The following is an 18,220-nucleotide window of genomic DNA, read 5'->3' on the forward strand; positions in this document are numbered from 1 at the left end:
GTAAGCGCCAATAAATCCGCACCTGTAGCTGACGCCCGAGTTTCGCCACACTGATTCCTGCTTTCACATTAAAGAGGAATCCGATGACTACCCCTGATTTACACCAGTTCTGGCAAGAGACGCTGTCGGACTGGCAGGCCTCGGGCCTGTCCGGTGCAGCCTACTGCAAACAAGAGTCGCTTGTTTATCATCGGTTTGTCTACTGGCGGCAGAAGCTGACCGGTCGTGTCGAATCCAGTGATGAACCGGTTCACGCTCGATCCGGATTCACTCGCGTGACTCCGACTCCGACTCCGGATGCCGGAGTCAGTTTGACCGTGTCACTGCCCGGCGGCGTATCGATCACCGGTCTGCATGCCGGTAATATCGATTTGCTGGGTGCCGTCTTGAGACAGCTGTGATGCGTCACCGCTATCTGCGCCCTTCCAGGGATTTGCCGGAGATCTACCTGTACCGAAAGCCCATCGACTTCCGCAAGCAGGCCAACGGCCTGGCCCTGCTGGTTGAACAGGAACTGGGGCACAGCCCATTCTCCGGTGCACTTTACGCCTTCACCAACCGGCAGCGGAACAAGATCAAATGTCTAATGTGGGAAGACAACGGCTTTGTGCTCTATTACAAAGCCTTGGCTGAGGAAAAATTCAAGTGGCCAGGGCCTGCGGATGAGCTGATGCCGCTGACCGGTGAACAGATCAACTGGTTGTTGGACGGCTACGACATCAGTCTGTTGCGGGGCCATAAAACCCTGCACTATGAGAGTGTCGGATAGCCCTTTTTGCATTACGTTTTAGGTGTGCCAGGGCATTGTTTTTGCTATAATTCCGCCATGAAATCAACGCCTGATAACGCCCTCAAAACCCCGGATCTCAACGGTTTATCGACCGCTGAGATGGTGGCGGTTATCAGCGGCCTTCAGCAGCAACTCGCCTCCAAAGAAGACGCCATCCAGCGACGAGACGCTCGCATCGAGATCCTCGAAGAACTGCTGCGCCATAAGAAGATCCAGCAGTTCGCCGCCAGCAGTGAAAAGCTGCCCAATCAGATCCTGCTGTTCGATGAGGTCGAGCTGGAAGTCGAGATTGATGAACTGCGCGATGAGCTGCCGGACGATGTCGAAGAGGAAGAGACGCCCCGCCGTTCCCGCAAGCGCCGCCAACGTGGCTTCTCCGATACGCTGCTGCGTGAGCGTATTGAATTAACCCTCAGCGACGAAGAGAAAGCCGGTGCCAGCAAGACCTTCTTCACCAAGGTGAAGGAAGAGCTGGAGTACATTCCCGCTCAACTGAAAGTGCTGGAGTACTGGCAGGAAAAGGCGGTGTTCGAGCAGGACGGCGAAGAGCGCATTGTTGCGGCTGCCCGTCCGGCGCGCCCGCTGGGCAAGTGCATCGCCACCCCGTCACTGCTGGCTTACCTCATTACCTCCAAGTATGCCGACGGTCTGCCGTTGTACCGTCAGGAACAAATGTTCCAGCGCCTGGGGCATGAAGTGAGTCGCACCAGCATGGCTCACTGGATCATCCGGCTGAATGACGTCTTCCAGCCGCTGATCAACCTGATGCGGGAAACCCAGAATAGCGGTGATTACCTGCAAGCCGATGAAACCCGGATCCAGGTGCTCAAGGAAGACGGTAAGACCGCCCAATCCGACAAATGGATGTGGGTCACCCGGGGTGGTCCACCGGGAAAACCTTCGGTTCTGTTCGAGTATGATCCATCACGAGGTGGCAAGGTACCGGTGCGTCTGCTGGATGACTTCCAGGGCATTCTGCAAGCCGATGGCTATTCCGGCTATGGGCAGGTCTGTGCCACGAACAAGCTGACGCGGATCGGGTGTTGGGATCACGCGAGACGTAAGTACGTGGAGGCGTCCCGGGCGGCACCGGCCAAAGGCAAAAAAGGCCAACCCTCAAAGGCGGATGTAGCCCTGAGCCACATCCGCAAACTGTACGCCATTGAAAAGGCCGCCCGGGATCTGAGCGACGCGGAGCGATATCGGGTTCGCCAGGAAAAGAGTCTGCCGTTGTTGAACGCCTTTAAAGCCTGGCTGGAGAAAAATGCCCCCAAGGTGATGAAAGGCCTGCTTACCCGTCAGGCCATGGATTACACCCTGAACCAATGGGACTACCTGGTCGGCTACTGTGAGCGCGGTGACCTGAAGATCAGCAATGCCGGAGCCGAGAACGCCATCCGCCCGTTTGCCCTCGGCAGAAAGGCCTGGCTCTTCGCCGATACCTCACAAGGGGCGAAAGCCAGCGCCACCTGCTATTCGCTCATCGAAACCGCCAAGGCCAATGGCCTGGAGCCTTCAGCTTATATCCACCATGTGTTGGAACGCATTGCTGAGTCCGACACGCTGGAGAAGCTCGAAGCGTTGCTGCCCTGGAATGCCGAGTTGCCGGCTTCGAAAAAAGTGGCTCAATACGATTAGGGCAAGCGGGTCGATTTAACGGCGCTTACAGTGAAAGCATTTTGGAATATTAGACAATTCAAACCACCTACTCGGCCATGCCAAGCCTGCCGCTAAGATTTCTTCTGGCCCAAATTCAGCGATTTCCTGAATTTGAAATTATGAATCTCCCTACGAATTTTCCCCTTGATCAAATACCAACGCCAGCGAAGCCGCATCAAACCTTTTCTCAAGTCTTTGGTATTAAAGCCGGTGTCGATAGCAGACTCAAATTCCGGGTTGTTGGTCACGCACGCTTGCTCAACACCAAAGCACTCGACACCGTTGTCCCAAAACTGATCCATTTCAATATCAACTGGCTCGGCCCAGGTGTCCGCGTACTGTAAAAATTTTCTTGCTGCAGAAGGCCTTAAAAAGTATCCGGTGGCACTTTTATGCCCCCTGAGAAACTTGCAAACCGTTACGCCGTTTTGATCAAAGACTCTTAACCTTTCCGTGTTCCTGGATCTGCTGTCAAACAGCCTTACACACTCAATAGTCTCTGGAAGAGCTGGGCAAACACTGAGAAACCGCGAAAATGATTCCTCAAAAATTTGTGCGTCATCCTCCAGAACAATGAGCGGCTTGTTGGACTCAGAGCAGCGCTGCCACACCAGGTAGTGACTGGCATAACAGCCCAAATGTCCTGCAGTAAGCGGAATTTCTCCAATACGCTTCGCCTTCCGTGCATCGAACCTTAAAAACAGCTCATGTCCTTTCTTGCCATCCACAGCATCGAAGAAGTGAAAGTCTACGCCCAAGTGCGAAAACTGTGCCTTAATCGCTTCTCGGCGCTCAACCGCCCTGAGAAGGCTGATGACAATTATTTCAGGCTGATCATTCATCATACTATTCCTAAAGAGAAACTAACCCGCGCCAAAAACTAGTGCTTGAACCATCGCCTGAGAGCAACTTCAAGATTGTTGAGCTGCTTATAAAACCGCAATCCCGTTAATGGATTATAGGTCCAGGGCTTAGGTGGATCTTTGGGAGTACACTCAAGAAATTCCTCGGCCACGGGCAACTTTTGGTCGGGTACAGATGTGATTTCTTTTGCCCGCCCCTCAGACCAAATCCGAAAAGGATAGAAACCCACACCTTTCTTACGCTCTGCGAGCTTCAGTCCCAAGGTTTTATTCTTTCCCCGATATGCAGGAACTTCAGGCAGCCACATTGCGAAAGGCAGCCACATGTACGCCATCATCCCGAAAAGCGACTTTGCCTGTTGGTCATTGGCAGGTTCGGACTGCTTGAATTGCCAGCCTGCCTCGATAAGTCTCTCCGGACGAAAAACAACCAGATCAGAGTAGTGGATACCTGCACTCTGCCCCGTGTCCTTCCTGAAGAAAAATTCGGCTGATGGTCCCTGTAATGGTGTTATCGGCCGTTTCGTCAGGTCGACACCTCGAATGAAGCAAGGATGAATAAACCCAAGACCTTCCGTATCGTCAAACAGCTTATCCAGAGCGGTCAATTCTTCTGGCGATATAGGTCGAACAACTTGCGTATCATCCTGAAGAAAACAAACAAGGCGACGACTCTGAAACCGTGTAAGCGCCGAGTTCATATTATGATAGAGACCGCCATGCTTAATGCTGCCCTCTTTCTCCGGTTTGATTACCTCACAGGTGTCCGAAATAGTGTTCAGATACTCGCAGGTTTCGGAGTCAGTGCTGTTGTCATCAAAAATGGCAATGTCTGCGTCCGGGATGCATCGTAGAATCGACTCAACACAATTTCGGAGAAATTTCCCTCGATTGAACGAAAAGATACACACGGCTATTCGGTTATTGGACATAAGCCTCCCCAGCCCTGTTAAGTTTCCTCACCGCTGCACGAGCGGAACAGGCCCATGACCACACAAATATCAAAGGAAGCCAACCAATCAACCAGACTGGGTGCATCGAAATCAGCAAGGTGTATTCATCCGTGAAGGTGAGCATCACAAAGAGTGCAAGAAGCGCCAACAAATGCAGTTTTACCAGGGGATTGGTTGGCGCCTTAATAGCCCAAAGCACCGGCAATCCCAATAAGGCAAGCTGGAATGCAACGCCAATAAAACCCGTTTCAGCCCAAACCCCAAGCCAGATATTGTGCGGATGGGATATATCGAGCCCCAAAGGTTCAAGAAACTGACGCGAGGCATCCATCAACTTGAAGTCCATTCCCGCACCGTTGCCAAACCAGAGAGACTCGGGCGGGTAGGATGCGTAAGCCTCCCAAATATCAAAGCGATGTGCATCGCCTCTCTTGAATAGTTGTTCAACCAAGGGTTCAAATCCCACGAGTGACTGAACACTTACTACGATTAGGGCTCCCGCAAAGACAACACAAAATGCGGTCAGGTGCGGGCGGAATCTGGCCCCGAGAACAAAAACAAAAAACGTCAAATAGGCGCACATTGTCAGAATGGGAGCCCGACTTTTGGTCATTATCACAAAGACGCAGGTAGCAACGATCACCAGAACAGCGAAAAACACTTCGGCGGGCTGTATTGGCTCATTTCTATGCAACAAGATAAACAAGCCAATTGCCATGAGCACAATCGCTATCGACGCGCCTTGAATAGGATGCTCCAACATACCCAAACCACCCGTCCGCAAGCCCCCAAACTCAGGCAACGGAACAGTTGCCACGCCTGCCAGAGAACCGAGTAGTGCCGCACACAAAAATACATATCCCCATACCTTTCTGTAACGAACGATACTGGACATCCACAGGCGAAATGCGAGCATGCCAAAGGCCGCTTCAACGCCCCACCGTGACGCCTGCCAGTCATCCTTAACAGGACCACTCCCCACAAACCATGTAGAAACAGACATATAGGCACAGAAAAGGACGAAAACAGCGATAAACGGCTCTTTCAGATCAACCAGATCCCGCCTCTGCAAAGCCAGATATGCGGTGAGAGGTAAGATCAAAGCGTGAAAAAAGGTTCTGAATACCACCTCAGGCGCAGATACGCTTAAGAAAAGCCAGATACCAAACAGAAACCCCAATCGACCAAACCATACAGCCGTCATTTCACGACCACTGGAATTCTGCCCCATATCTACAACACTCTGCATAGGTCGTCAGCCCGCCTTTAATTGACGAATCAACGGATCTATATAAGCACTGGGGGCCCAATTCTCTCGCCCACTAGCCTGCGAATGAATCGTAATGTAGTGCACGCATGGATCCCCACGCATCGAGGTCACAGTGTGAATAACCTTTTCAGGATCGCTGGTATCAAATATGTAACGACTTGATACTGGGTTACGCCATTCGACCTCACTGGCGTCGCACTGACACGCCAGAAATGCTTTGTAGTAGCCGAATTCGGACCACCTTCTGGGAGGTTGATCCAGGAGCACCTGCCACCAACGTTTTCTGCTACCCCTCTCCAGAAAATTCAGGGCCGCACGCAAAAGCCTCTGATCGAAAACAAAAGGCGTGTCAAAATAGACATTAACCTTACGGTCGGCGTTGACGGCCCCTGCCATCGCCTCTGAAACCGACACCCAGTTAGCCACCTTTCCCTTCAAATCAGTTCGCGATTTCCAGTCGGCAAAACACACAGCCTTTGCAGTCGATACAAAATCATCGACTTGTGCTGCCGGCGTAATGTACACATCCGAATCAATGATCACGGCCAGATCACAATCAAGCTCACTCGCCAGCTTCAGTTTGCATAGCTGCTGGGTATGCCAGCCGGTATAAGAGGGCCACATTGGCCACGAAATAAGGCGTTTCAGACTCCCGCATATCTTAGTAAGATCCCGCCCAAGCCTCGCCGAAAGGTTTCGAGCCCTCACGCGGATTGCTTCCACATCGGGTGGCAAAACATCCCGAGTCGACAGAAGATGCAGGCCGGGTTTGTCGGCAAACTCTCGGAACAGTTCGAGATCCTCATGCTGAACCACCACATAGTGGGGCAGATGGCTCAACCCCGAATGCTCAAGCGAGGCTCGCATCAATCGAAAATGCTCAAAATCACCAGCCCAAGTCGGTGTAATCAGAACCGTTCTCTGGAGGCGACTCATGAGAGGTTGTCCTGCTTCCGGTCGCGCCACCTAGACTGCCAAACCCGGAGCCTGGTCCTGAGTTTACTCCGGGCTTCATTGCCGGAATACCGGCCTTTGGCAACATGGCGAATCCTGTAAACTCCGGGAATCTGAATAGGCACTCCCTGACTCTGAAGTAACCACCGGAAGGCTCGGTCTTCATGGCATTTGGCGAAACTTTCTACCGGCTGTTGATACAATCTGATGTTTCGGCAATAACCCACGACTCGACACACATCACCATGAGCAATCTGAAGCGGGCCGGTGGCTTTGGCAATGATTCTGGTGGTGAAGGAGCCGGTGTCAATATCGAGGACTTGCGGCCCTTTGGTACCCGCTTGCAACATGGGGTTATCCTCAGCCAACAAATCAGTAGTATGCTCTTGTTCAGGAAACAGCAAGGCGTCCTGACGCCCCTGAAGCACCTTTGCCAAGGCATCCAGACAACCATCACGAAACATCAGATCACAATCAGTAAACCACACCCAGTCTGCCGCCGTGGCAAGCGCGGCACGGTTTCGGCCAATGCCTCGGCGAAACAGCTCCTGCTTAGGGACGGGCTGCCAGTTCCAGGTAATGCCGGGCGCTACCTGATCACCGAAAAAGGCAAGAAGCTCCTCTGTCTTTTTGTCTTCCGGACTGTAGAAAACCGTCATGGTGACATCCAGCTCTTTTGGCGGGAACAGCACCAACGAGCTCAGCTGGTAAACCAGAAAATGAGAATAGTTCCAGCAATGGCTGACTACTTCCAGTTTCAGGTGTCCGGTGCGCGCAGCACGCGTATTCTTTGGCGGCAGGTCAGGCTCGAACCACCCCGCAGGAATCCAGCCTCCGGCCGCAAACCGGAAAAAGGCAAGTTTTATCAGGTTCCACATAGTTTGGGCCCGGGCAACGTCTTGGAAAAACCCGCGAATTCTATCACGGCGACGATTGAAAAGCCGACAGCCATGCTGTTACAACGCGTCAATCACCTTGTGCAGGGTTTGTGACAATGGTACTTTTTCGGCCCTGTTTCTACCTTAGATGGAAAGATTTCGTGACCGGCAAGCTCATCAAAGTGGTTTTCCGCCTGCTGTCGATGCTTAGCCTCGGCAACGCCCAGCGCCTGGGCCGCCTGCTCGGCAGTATTGCGTGGAAACTCAATGGGCGCTCGGTAGAAACGACTCGCAAGAATCTTCGCGCCTGCTACCCCGAGCTGCGCGAGGACGAAATCGAAACCATGGGTCGCCAGAGCCTGCGCGAAACCGGTGCTACCGCACTGGAGCTACCGATTATGTGGGAATGGCCCGTTGAAAAATGCCTGGGATTGATCCGGGAGATCGAAGGTGAAGAGCTCCTGAGCGATTACACCGCCGGCAAACAAGGACTGCTGTTACTAGCCCCCCACCTCGGTAACTGGGAGCTAACCGGCCTATTCTTCGCATCACGCTACAAAATGGCAGCGTTGTACAGCCCACCGAACCAACCCGGCCTTGAGAACTACATCAAAACCGTAAGAAGCCGGAGCGGTTCAGAGCTGGTTGCCACTGATCGCCGGGGCATCATGCGCCTGTTCGCTATCCTCCGTGAGGGCGGCGTTGTTGGCATACTGCCGGATCAGACCCCACGCAGAGAAGGTGGCGAGTTTGCGCCCTTCTTCGGCATTCCCGCCATCACCATGACACTCGCCTCGAAACTGGTACACAAGACAGGGGCTGTGCCGCTGATCACCTACGCCCACAGACTGCCCGACGGCCGGGGGTTCAAAATTGTCATTCGCAAAGCCGAGGCGGGCATGACCTCAAAAGACATGACCGAATCCCTGGCTGCACTGAACCAGTCCGTGGAAAAGTGCATCGCAGAGGCTCCGGAGCAGTATCAGTGGGAATACAAGCGGTTCAGGCGTACCGCCCCCGGGCACACGCCGGTTTATTGAGGGCGTGCTCCATAGCCTGTAAGAAATGCCTGCCAGAGGCCATCCCGGGGCTCTGTGCCGACAGCGCCAAGGCATTTGTGAACCGATCGTTCGAAACGGCTGAGATTGGCCCGCTTCCAGCGGTCATCAGAGGATGAGGGCATCATGCGCCCACGGTCAAAATCAATCAGGTAGATTTCATCAGATACCAGAACGTTCATGCAGTTGAGATCTGCGTGAAAAACGCTGGCATCGTGGAACCGGCGCACACACTGCCCCGCGGCCTGCCAGGTTTTATGATCGCCGGGCTGCGCGCACTCTGCCAAAGGGATTGCCCCCGGAATACAGCGCATGATTAACGCCGCCTGATAGGTGCCGAGCTTCTCTTTCTGATAACCGGCAGCCACAGGCTCAGGAACCGGAAACCCCCGGCGAAACAACTGGTCCAGAAGGCGGAATTCGGAAAAGGACCGGACATGGTCTTCTCCGGTGAACAGGTAGTGCCGCCGGATAAATCGCCCGGGAATCCCCCCTCGGCAGAAATGCCTGAGCACCAGTTGATCAGAGCCCGCGCGGATAAACCATGCGGCCCCACGGCCTCCCCGGGTCACGGCGCTGGCACCGTCCTGCCAGAACGCCGGATCATACCAGCGTTCATCGAACAGCCCCAGAAACGAAGGAGCCACCAGGCTAACGCCGGTGGCTCCTTCCTGTCGCTTATATTGCGGTTGCTCCATTGATGGCTTTACCGCACCAGGGTCAGCCAATCCGCATGCTGCGCCAGCTTCCCTTTTACCGCATCAAAATACATGCTCTGCAGTTTCTCGGTCACCGGCCCGCGCTTGCCCTCGCCAATCTGACGGCCATCCAGCTCCCGAATCGGCAACACTTCTGCTGCGGTACCGGTGAAGAACGCTTCCTCGGCCACGTAGACTTCGTCACGGGTAATCCGGCGCTCTTTCACCTGCAGCCCCAATTCCCGGGCGAAATCAATGATGGTCGCCCGGGTGATACCTTCCAGACAGGACGTCAGCTCCGGAGTGTGCAGCACACCATCACGAACGATGAAAATATTCTCACCGGAACCTTCCGCTACGTAGCCTTCGTTATCCAGTAGCAGTGCTTCTTCGGCGCCGCCGGAGATGGCTTCATTCAACGCCAGCATGGAGTTGATGTAGTTGCCGTTGGCCTTCGCCTTACACATGGTGATGTTCACATGATGGCGGGTGTAGGACGACGTGCGAACCTTGATGCCCAGCTCTTTGGCTTCCGGTGACATGTAAGACGGCCAGCTCCAGGCGGCAACCATCACATGCACTTTCAGGTTGTCGGCGCGCAGGCCCATGCCTTCCGAACCCAGAAAGGCCATCGGCCGCAGGTAGGCTTCGTCCAGATTGTTCTCGCGCACCGCGGCACGCTGGGCTTCGTTCAGTTCTTCTTTGCTGAACGGCATTTTCATGTTCAGGATATGCGCAGAACGGAACAGACGATCAGTGTGCTCTTTCAACCGGAAAATCGCGGGGCCGTTGGCAGTGTTGTAGGCTCTCACCCCTTCAAAACAACCCAGACCATAGTGCAGCGTATGGGTTAGGACGTGGGTTTTGGCTTCCCGCCAGGGAACCATTTCACCATCCAGCCAGATAAGGCCATCGCGATCAGCCATTGACATTCTGTTCTGCTCCTGAAAAAGCGGATTTTAAGGACTTTGCATTCTAGCAGGAAATCCCGCGTAAAATACACGGAAGCCATTCAACCCACCACGAGTTTCTGCCAGAGCGCCGTTACAAAAGCGCGCTCATCGGTGAAACTGTCCGCCGCTACCTGGCTGTTCAGATTCTGCAAGGCGCGCCGATGAATGGTCGCGCGCAAGGTGATGTAGATATCCCGCAAGCGCTCGGTATCTTCTACCGGTAAAACCCCTGCCCGCCCAAGCTCTTCCAACTGGCGGATGTTGTCGCTCCAGCGGGTCAACTCCGGGTGCCGCTCACTCCAGGCAAGCATCAGGTACTGCACCAAAAACTCAATATCGACAATGCCCCCGGGATCGTGTTTTACATGAAACGTCTCCGCCTGCTTTGTCTCCGGCGTAGCCAGACTTGCGCGCATTTTATCCCGCATTTCAATAACGTCTGAGCGCAACACTTCAGCATCCCGGGGGGTGCACAGCATCTGGCGCCGAATATCCTCAAACGCCGCGACCGTGTGTTCGCACCCCGCCACTGCCCTGGCCCGGGCCAGGGCCTGATGTTCCCAGGTCCAGGCGTTTTCCTGCTGATACCTGGCGAAGGCCTGCAAGGTTGTCACCAGTAACCCGGAGTTACCCGATGGCCGCAGCCGCATATCGACATCGTAGAGCTGGCCAGAGGGCGTCTGGGTGCTGAGAATGTGCACAATGCGCTGCCCCAGACGGGTGTAGAACACCGCATTATCGATGGGGCGATCTCCGTCAGTGGCGAGCTGAGGGTCGGCCTGATGAACAAATACCAGATCCAGATCCGAGCCGTAGCTGAGCTCGATGCCGCCGAACTTGCCGTAGCCGATAACAGCAAACTCCGTATCGCACACCGAGCCGTCCTGGCGTTGCGGATAACCGTGGCGGCTGACCAGGTTGGAAAAGGCCACGTCGACCACATGGTCCAGCACCACCTCGGCAATCCAGGTCAGGTAATCGCTCACCTTCATCAATGGCAAGGTGCCCTTCAACTCAGATGCGGCAACCCGCAGCACATGCGCTTTCTTAAAATAGCGCAAAGCCTCCATCTGCTCTTCCAGGTCTTCATAGGGAATCCGCAACATCTGCTGGCGCAGGTCGTCCTGCAAGGCCTCTTTTGCCGGTGGGCTGTACAGACTTTCCGCGTTCAGTAACTCGTCCAACAGCAAGGGGGTATCTGCAAGCAATCCGGCAATCCAAGGGCTCTCACTGCACAGTTGCACCAACTGGCTCATCGCACCCGGGTTTTCCATCAACAGCACCATGTAGGCGCTACGGCGCAGAATCGCCTCGACCAGATGCACCACCCGCTCCAGAGTTTCCGAGGCATTGTCCACCTCAATCAAGGCATCCAGAAGCAAAGGAATAAACCCGTTAAGACGTTGCCGCCCCTGAGTCTGCAGGGTTTGTACCGTTCGACTGTCACGCAGCCGGGCCAAAAGCTGGTAACTGTCTTCGGGATTCTCGAAGCCCTGGCGGGTTAACCAGTCAACGGCGGCCTCCGGCTCCATTTCCGCCAGCCAAAGGTCGTAGCAGCCATCATCAACCTTGCTGTCCTCGCCCTGGTCTCCGTCATCGGTGGCAATAATGTCGGCGAAATGGCTCGCCACCTTTTGCCGATGGGCATCAAGCCGGGCCAGGCAATCCTGCCAACGCTCAAAACCCATGATTCTGGCGATACGGGCGCAGGACAAGGCATCGTCAGGCAACACCTGGGTTTGCTTGTCTTCCACACCCTGCAGGGCATGCTCCAGGTTCCTCAGGAATACATAGGCCTCCCGCAGTTCGCCGACTACGGTGGTGGGCAGCAACTCCAGCGCCTCGAGCTCATTGAGAATCTGCAGAAGTTCGCGCTGCTGCAATTCGCGATCACGGCCGCCACGGATCAGTTGGAACGCCTGCACCACGAATTCGATTTCCCGGATACCACCGCTGCCCAGTTTAATGTTGTTTTCCAGGCCCTTGCGGCGCACTTCCCGGCTGATCATGTCCTTCATGTTGCGCAGGGACTCAAAGGCACTGAAATCAATGTATTTCCGGTAAACAAACGGCCTCAGGCTCTCCATCAAAACCTGCCCAGCCCGTTTATCACCGGCCACCACGCGGGATTTCACCATGGCGTAACGCTCCCAGTCCCGCCCCTGGTCCTGATAATAGGTTTCCAGTGCCGCGAAGCTCAGCGCCAGCGCACCACTCTGGCCATAGGGACGCAGGCGCATGTCCACCCGAAACACGAAGCCGTCTGCGGTCATTGGGTCCAGTGCCTGAATCAGCCGCTGCCCAAGGCGAATGAAAAACTGCTGATTATCCAGTGCGCGACGACCGCCGCGGGTTTCCCCTTTGGACGGAAAGGCGAAAATCAGATCAATGTCCGAAGACACATTCAGCTCGCGCCCCCCGAGCTTACCCATACCGATCACTACCATTTGCTGGGGCGCCTCCTGCCGGGTGACCGGATCGATGCCCCAGGGTGTGCCCAGCTCTTCACAAGTCCGGCTGTAAAGCCAGGCCAGCGCACCATCGATGGCGATATCGGCAAACTCACTGGTGGCCAGCACAGTTTCATTCAAATCCGCCCAGCGCATCAGATCCCGCCAGAGAATCCGGAACTGAACTTCCCGGCGGTATTGCCGCAAAGCCCTGTGCAGGCTTTCCTCGGAATCTACGTCGGCCAAATAGTCTTGCCAGCGCTGAGCCAGCCAGGCCCCGGTGGTAGGTTCAGACAAGGGCCGCGCCAGAACCGCCAGTTTGATCAGCGAGGCGTGGCGCTGCAGGGTCTCTCGCAAAAAAAGGCTGCGGGCCAGCGCCTCCGCCAGCTCACTGGAAGAGACACCGGACTGTTCGATCCAGTCGGGCACGGCGTCCGGAAACACCGATGGCCAGCAACGCGACACATCGTTGGCAAGCTCGGCCGGCAATGACGCCCATGGTTCAGACATAACGCAACCCTCTGTCTCTCTGGTATATTTCAGGTACTGTATAACGAACTCGCCAAGGACTGAACAGGCCCGCTTACTGCCATGATGCGAAACCGACGCCCATTGAACCCGGAGCACACTCAGTCGCACCTGCCCATGGGCGGGCTTATACGCAGCCGGATCAAGCGGCTATTCCTGATTCTGGGAGGCCTTGTCTGCACCCAGATTCTGGTGCTGTGGGCTGCCGAGCCACTCTCACTGCTGGAAGCCGTGTGGCTGACCATGACCACTCTGGCAACCGTGGGCTATGGCGATTACGCACCTGTCACCACCATTGGCCGCATCAGTACCATCTCGCTGATGTTTGTTGCCTCAATCACGCTGCTCACGCTGATTGTGAGCGACTACATTGAGTATCGTTTCTATCGTCGAGAACGCATTCTGACCGGACGCTGGGTATACAACATGAAAGAGCACATTGTAATCATCAACACCCCAAGCCGCGGTGGCGAGCAGTATTTCATGCGCTTCGCATCGCAAATCCGGTCGATCCCGGAGTATCACACGGTGCCGATCATGATACTGACCCGGCAATTTCCGGGCGGGCTGCCCTCCGAACTGAACGATGCCGGGCTGGTACACTTCCATGGCGCAGGTAACGACCCGGAAGCCCTGAAGGCCGTGCATGCGGGCAGCGCGCGGCACATTATTGTGCTCGCTTCAGACGAGTCCGACCCGTTTTCTGACAGCCTCACCTTTGACATTGCCCACCGCCTGGCGGAGTCCAACCTCGGCAGCAAAACCACCGTTGAATGCGTGAACGACCACAACCGTGAGCGCTTCAAGGCGCTGGGTGTTCGCACCACCATCCGCCCGGTGCGCACTTACCCGGAAATCATGGTGCGCTCGGTGGTTGCGCCCGGTTCCGAGCGGGTTCTGGAAGATATGTTCAACTATGAAAAGGACCACCCACACCGCTACGACCTGGAACTGGACGACCTGTCCTGGGCGGATATTGTCAGTGCTCTGGTGCGCCACGGCATTGGCACCGCCCTGGCTTACATCGACCACGATAATGAAGTGGTCTGCCATCCCGACACCAACGAGGAGGTGGAAGGCAAGGGCCTGATCGTACTGGTGCGCTCAAACGATACGCCGGATGTTTCGGAGGTTGAGGAAGCCCTGGATCGCTATCGGGAGTTTCTGAAACAGTGGCGCACGCTGCGGGAAAAAAAAGACGCAGCGAAAGGCAACGGCGAAACCACCTAGGTGTCTGCCGATAACGCCAGCGCCAGCTGAACCTTGCCGAAGGCTGGCAGGCGGGCCAGTAAAGCTGGCACCTTGATGCCCTCGGCGAGCAATACCCGGGCCTGGGCCCAACTGGCTAGCACGGCGTCGTCCGCCTGTGGCAACGCCAGGGCCGCCAGCCAGGGTGCAGGCACTTGAACGCTCTGCCCCGTCAGCCAACCGAAACTCAACGCCCGCAGCAGGTTCACCGCTGATGGCGGCTGTGAGAGGGTTGTGGCTTCCGGCTGATGAACACCCGCCAAGTAATATCCCTGCTCTGCCTTGCTCACCAGATTCAGAAACACCGGCACAGCCCCGGCGAGCGCCATGGCCTGTTTCGCCAGTATCGACGGGGACCCGCCTTTCAGCTCAAACTCGACCTCGTGCAGGGGCAACACCTGGTCGCCCGCAACCACTTCGCCGGAATCCACAGCCACTTCAACCGAAGATCCACCTCCCTCAAGCATCACAATCCGGCGCCGGAAGTTGGTTTCAAACACACAGGCCAGGTCATCCAACGCCACCTGTTGCATCAATGGCGTATCCACCAGCAGGGCAAGGTCCAGATCCGGGCCGGGTAAATCCCACTCCCACTCCTGGCGCCGATGAGCACCGTTCACAAACTCGCCCTGGGTTTTCAGTGTCTGGATATAGCGATCGCCCGCTTTTCGTACTCGCAGCGCAGCCCGTGCACGATTGAACGCGGCATCCGGGGTATCGAAATAGCGGTTGATCAGGAGCTTTTCGGGCCCCTGAGTTGCGTTGGGGTGCGCTAGCAGCCACCTCCATGCCTGCGCCAACGCCGCCTCGGAAAGTGTCAGCTTGATTTCCAGTTCCGTTGCCATACCTTCGCCTGTCTTTTTTTTAAACACCAACGAAAAAGCCGGTGACTGAGTCACCGGCTTTTCTTTACTACTGGATTAGCCTGAAGGCTGATCAGAAGTAGTAAGTCGCACCCACAGCCAGAGTGGTTGTGTCTACGTCGTTGCTGCCGTCGTCTTTATTTTCCAGACCACCTTCAACATACACGTACATGTGGTCGGACAGGTTGTGCAGAGCCTGCAGAGTCAGAGTGGAAACTTCGTCGTCTGTGTTGTCAGCGTCCTGGAAACCGTACGCAACCGCGAAGGTGTTAGCACCAACGCTGTAACCTGCGAACAGGCCCCACGCATCGCCAACGTCTTTGCGGGTCTGGTAGGAACCGGTTACACGCAGGTCGCCAGCAGCGTAGCTTGCACGCACACCGTAGGTGTTTTCGTTGTTAACGCTGGTGCCAAAAGCACCATTGGAGTAGGCATAGTCGCCATCGTTGGAGTCGGCAGCAACCGCCAGCTCCAGGCTGTCCAGAGCGTAAGTCACTGCTACCTGGTATGGGTAGGACTTTTCAGCAGCGCCCTTGTCACCGTCACCGTTGATCTGAACAGCACCGTGCAGCTGCAGGCCAGCAAAGTTCGGGGAGCTGTACTGGATCAGATCGCCTTCACCAGTGTCGTGGCCGATCTTGGTGCCTGAACCCAGCGCTTCGAAGTAGTTTGAAATCTCGTCGATAGCCGCTTCATAGCGGGAATCGTCAGAACCGACCCAAACCTGACCGAAGCTGTCGCCCTTGATACCGATGTAAGCCTCATCCAGCTTGGACAGGCCAGAGCTGGTTGCCTTATCGTCAGCCTGGAACTCCATTTCAGCCTTGAAGAAACCAGTTACACCCGGTGCAATTTCATGGCTGTGCTTGATGCCCAGAGTAGAGCCGTTGTCGAAGTGAGCAACCTCGGAAATACCGTCTTCAACGTTGGTATGGGTAGCGGCGTACTGAATGTTACCGTAAACCGTCGGCAGATTGCTTTCCTGTGCCAGAGCAGCGCCAGAGAAAGTTGCAGCTGCAATGGCAGAAGCAAGAATCGTTTTTTTCATGTTGCGTCTTCCTTATTGAGTTAACTCAGGTTTTCGACGGGCTTAAATCCCGATCTGGTTCTGGCAAACACGCCGAAGCAGCGTTTACCGGATTCATGACCACACCCGGTTGCAAGCAGCCCAGGATGCGGGCTTTTCTTCTTCTTATATGACAAGCACACTTGCCTTGGTTATCAATCACTTACATGGCGTTGTTAAACCCATGCATGATGAACCTGTTTTAATACAATGTTTACTATTTTGCAAATTTTTAACGGTTACTTTTTGGTCTTTTTTTACTCTGAAACCACCACTGTCAAGCCATTCAACAACTTGGGAAACCGAGAGCTACTGCATCATGCTCCGGTTTGCGACGCTTTCGATGGCACCTCCAGAAGAAACGTAACCGGTCCGTCATTCACCAGCGCAACCTTCATGTCCGCACCAAAACGCCCCTGGCCAACCCTTTCTGCCCCCAAACTTTTTCGGGCTTCCTGGATAAAGGCGAGGTAAAGGTTTTCTGCACGATCGGGCGCGGCCGCCAGTGAAAAGCCGGGGCGGGTTCCGGATGAGGTATCTGCAGCCAGCGTAAACTGGGGGACAACCAGTAATGAACCCCCGGCATCCTGAACATTGACGTTCATTCGGCCCTGCTGATCGGGAAATATCCGGTAGGAGAGAATCTTCCGGCACAGCGCCTTGGCTTCATTTTCCCCATCGTTCCTCTCAACGCCCAGCAACAACAGCAAGCCCGGCCCTATCCGGGCAACCGACTCACTGCATACTGAAACACTGGCTTCCGAAACGCGCTGGATTAGTCCTTTCATTCAAGGCCTTGAGCGTTGATACCGAACATTAAATTTTATAAACGCCAAGAGTGTATATAGCCGCACATGGCTCCGCAACCCTGCTGCTTCAACAAAAGGTCGCATAGCCGTTACAGCAACCAGGCTTCTAACCTGCGGAGGGCAGGCTGCGGGCAGCCACGTCCTCAACGCCCCGTATCAGGGCATCAATGATGGCAGGCTCGGATGCCGAATGGCCCGCATTCCGGATAATCTGGAAATCCGCCTCGGGCCAGGCTTCGCTCAGCGCGAAGGCGTTATCCAGCGGGCACACCATGTCATACCGGCCATGAACAATAACCGCCGGGATATTCTTCAGCCTGGCCGCATTCCGCAAAATCTGGCCGGGTGCCAGAAAGGCATGATTCATAAAGTAGTGGCATTCGATACGAGCCAGAGCAATCGCCACATGAGGGTGCGCAAAGTGATCAACCACCGAGGGGTTAGGATGCAGCGTCGCACAACGCCCCTCCCAAACGGACCAGGCTTTTGCCGCCTGGATCTGCTCCAGGTCGTTGGTGCTGGTCAGGCGCCGGTAATAGGCCGACACCAGATCCTGCCGTTCGGCCTCGGGAATGGGTAACAGGAAATCCTGCCAGTAATCCGGAAACACCCGGCTGGCGCCGTCCTGATAAAACCAGTGGATATCTTCCTGACGGCAGAGAAATATACCCCGTAGCACCAGACCCAGAACCCGATCCGGATGGGCCTGCGCGTAGACCAGACTGAGCGTAGACCCCCAACTCCCGCCAAACAGTAACCACTGATCAATACCAAGGAAATGGCGGACGGCTTCAAGATCCTGCACCAGCTTGTCGGTACTGTTGCCCTGTAATTCAGCCAGGGGTGTCGATCGCCCGGCACCACGCTGATCCAACAGAATAATACGGAAACGCTCAGCATCGAAAAAGCGCCGGTGATAGTCCTCGCACCCCCCACCCGGGCCGCCGTGAATCACGATCACGGGAATACCATCGGGATTACCCGACTCCTCCAGATACAGCTCATGGGGATGATCAACCGCCAGCCGGTGGCGGGCATAGGGTTCGATTTCAGGATAAAGGCTTAGCATGACAGGCTCCGTGGCAGGGTTCACGGCAGTCTAGCTGAGGGAGGGAGGAAAATGACAGTGCCCAGAACAACAAAGCCGCCGCCAGGACGTGCCTGACAGCGGCTTTATAAG

Annotated in this window: 17 protein-coding genes; 6 read left to right on the forward strand and 11 right to left on the reverse strand. The window is 55.4% G+C overall.

Annotated elements, in window-relative coordinates; genetic code table 11:
- Positions 1–83 precede the first annotated feature (83 nt).
- The 3 genes from tnpA to tnpC are packed head-to-tail and all read left to right on the forward strand — an operon-like array spanning position 84 to position 2,428.
- Positions 84–401, forward strand: a complete 318-nt coding sequence (tnpA, locus tag C7H09_RS14090; protein WP_106761476.1) for an IS66 family insertion sequence element accessory protein TnpA — start codon at positions 84–86, stop codon at positions 399–401.
- Positions 401–769: an IS66 family insertion sequence element accessory protein TnpB gene (tnpB, locus tag C7H09_RS14095; protein WP_106761477.1), complete on the forward strand. Its 369-nt coding sequence runs from the start codon at positions 401–403 to the stop codon at positions 767–769. The genes tnpA and tnpB overlap by 1 nt, the downstream gene beginning before the upstream one ends.
- Before the next feature lie 57 nt (positions 770–826).
- On the forward strand, positions 827–2,428 hold the full coding sequence (gene tnpC / locus C7H09_RS14100; protein ID WP_106762036.1) for an IS66 family transposase: 1,602 nt from the start codon (positions 827–829) through the stop codon (positions 2,426–2,428).
- 92 nt (positions 2,429–2,520) lie between these two features.
- Here tnpC and C7H09_RS14105 read toward each other — a convergent pair whose 3' ends face one another.
- Genes C7H09_RS14105 through C7H09_RS14120 form a run of 4 tightly spaced genes read right to left on the reverse strand, consistent with a single transcriptional unit; the run spans position 2,521 to position 6,471 of the window.
- Positions 2,521–3,291: a glycosyltransferase family 25 protein gene (locus C7H09_RS14105; RefSeq protein WP_165794832.1), complete on the reverse strand. Its 771-nt coding sequence runs from the start codon at positions 3,289–3,291 to the stop codon at positions 2,521–2,523.
- A 38-nt stretch (positions 3,292–3,329) separates the two neighbouring features.
- Entirely contained in the window at positions 3,330–4,244 is a 915-nt protein-coding gene (locus C7H09_RS14110; RefSeq protein ID WP_106763774.1) for a glycosyltransferase family 2 protein, read from the reverse strand.
- The gene (locus C7H09_RS14115) at positions 4,234–5,496 is read right to left on the reverse strand and encodes an O-antigen ligase family protein (protein ID WP_165794833.1); all 1,263 of its coding nucleotides are present in this window, start codon (positions 5,494–5,496) and stop codon (positions 4,234–4,236) included. The genes C7H09_RS14110 and C7H09_RS14115 overlap by 11 nt, the downstream gene beginning before the upstream one ends.
- Positions 5,497–5,520: 24 nt before the next feature.
- Entirely contained in the window at positions 5,521–6,471 is a 951-nt protein-coding gene (locus tag C7H09_RS14120) for a DUF6492 family protein (protein ID WP_106763778.1), read from the reverse strand.
- A gap of 182 nt (positions 6,472–6,653) precedes the next feature.
- Here C7H09_RS14120 and C7H09_RS19900 point away from each other — a divergent pair, with 182 nt between their 5' ends.
- Positions 6,654–7,481, forward strand: a complete 828-nt coding sequence (locus C7H09_RS19900) for a hypothetical protein (protein WP_165794834.1) — start codon at positions 6,654–6,656, stop codon at positions 7,479–7,481.
- Between the two features lie 47 nt (positions 7,482–7,528).
- Complete coding sequence (locus C7H09_RS14130; RefSeq protein WP_240616598.1) at positions 7,529–8,407, forward strand: lysophospholipid acyltransferase family protein; 879 nt, start codon at positions 7,529–7,531, stop codon at positions 8,405–8,407.
- On the opposite strand, the gene C7H09_RS14135 is transcribed toward C7H09_RS14130, so the two are convergent.
- The 3 genes from C7H09_RS14135 to glnE all read right to left on the reverse strand — a co-directional run bounded on the left by C7H09_RS14135 (position 8,401) and on the right by glnE (position 13,036).
- Entirely contained in the window at positions 8,401–9,123 is a 723-nt protein-coding gene (locus C7H09_RS14135; protein ID WP_106763784.1) for a 3-deoxy-D-manno-octulosonic acid kinase, read from the reverse strand. The genes C7H09_RS14130 and C7H09_RS14135 overlap by 7 nt on opposite strands.
- 8 nt (positions 9,124–9,131) lie before the next feature.
- A complete protein-coding gene (locus tag C7H09_RS14140) occupies positions 9,132–10,055 on the reverse strand; it encodes a branched-chain amino acid transaminase (RefSeq protein ID WP_106763786.1) in 924 nt (307 codons plus the stop codon).
- Between the two features lie 80 nt (positions 10,056–10,135).
- Complete coding sequence (gene glnE / locus C7H09_RS14145; protein WP_106763788.1) at positions 10,136–13,036, reverse strand: bifunctional [glutamate--ammonia ligase]-adenylyl-L-tyrosine phosphorylase/[glutamate--ammonia-ligase] adenylyltransferase; 2,901 nt, start codon at positions 13,034–13,036, stop codon at positions 10,136–10,138.
- Positions 13,037–13,117: 81 nt separating this feature from the next.
- On the opposite strand from glnE, the gene C7H09_RS14150 reads away from it, so the two are divergent.
- Positions 13,118–14,284 (forward strand): potassium channel family protein, encoded by a 1,167-nt coding sequence (locus C7H09_RS14150; protein ID WP_106763790.1) that lies wholly within the window; start codon positions 13,118–13,120, stop codon positions 14,282–14,284.
- On the opposite strand, the gene C7H09_RS14155 is transcribed toward C7H09_RS14150, so the two are convergent.
- The 4 genes from C7H09_RS14155 to pip all read right to left on the reverse strand — a co-directional run bounded on the left by C7H09_RS14155 (position 14,281) and on the right by pip (position 18,109).
- Positions 14,281–15,147: a CYTH domain-containing protein gene (locus tag C7H09_RS14155; RefSeq protein WP_106763886.1), complete on the reverse strand. Its 867-nt coding sequence runs from the start codon at positions 15,145–15,147 to the stop codon at positions 14,281–14,283. The two genes, C7H09_RS14150 and C7H09_RS14155, sit on opposite strands and share 4 nt — an antisense overlap.
- Positions 15,148–15,238: 91 nt before the next feature.
- Complete coding sequence (locus C7H09_RS14160; RefSeq protein ID WP_106763792.1) at positions 15,239–16,213, reverse strand: porin; 975 nt, start codon at positions 16,211–16,213, stop codon at positions 15,239–15,241.
- Between the two features lie 335 nt (positions 16,214–16,548).
- Positions 16,549–17,019, reverse strand: coding sequence for a D-aminoacyl-tRNA deacylase (gene dtd, locus C7H09_RS14165; RefSeq protein WP_106763794.1), 471 nt, complete (start codon positions 17,017–17,019; stop codon positions 16,549–16,551).
- Positions 17,020–17,146: 127 nt separating this feature from the next.
- Positions 17,147–18,109 (reverse strand): prolyl aminopeptidase, encoded by a 963-nt coding sequence (gene pip / locus C7H09_RS14170; RefSeq protein ID WP_106763797.1) that lies wholly within the window; start codon positions 18,107–18,109, stop codon positions 17,147–17,149.
- Between the last annotated feature and the right edge of the window lie 111 nt (positions 18,110–18,220).

The sequence above is a fragment of the Marinobacter fuscus genome, assembly GCF_003007675.1.
Lineage (GTDB): Bacteria > Pseudomonadota > Gammaproteobacteria > Pseudomonadales > Oleiphilaceae > Marinobacter > Marinobacter fuscus.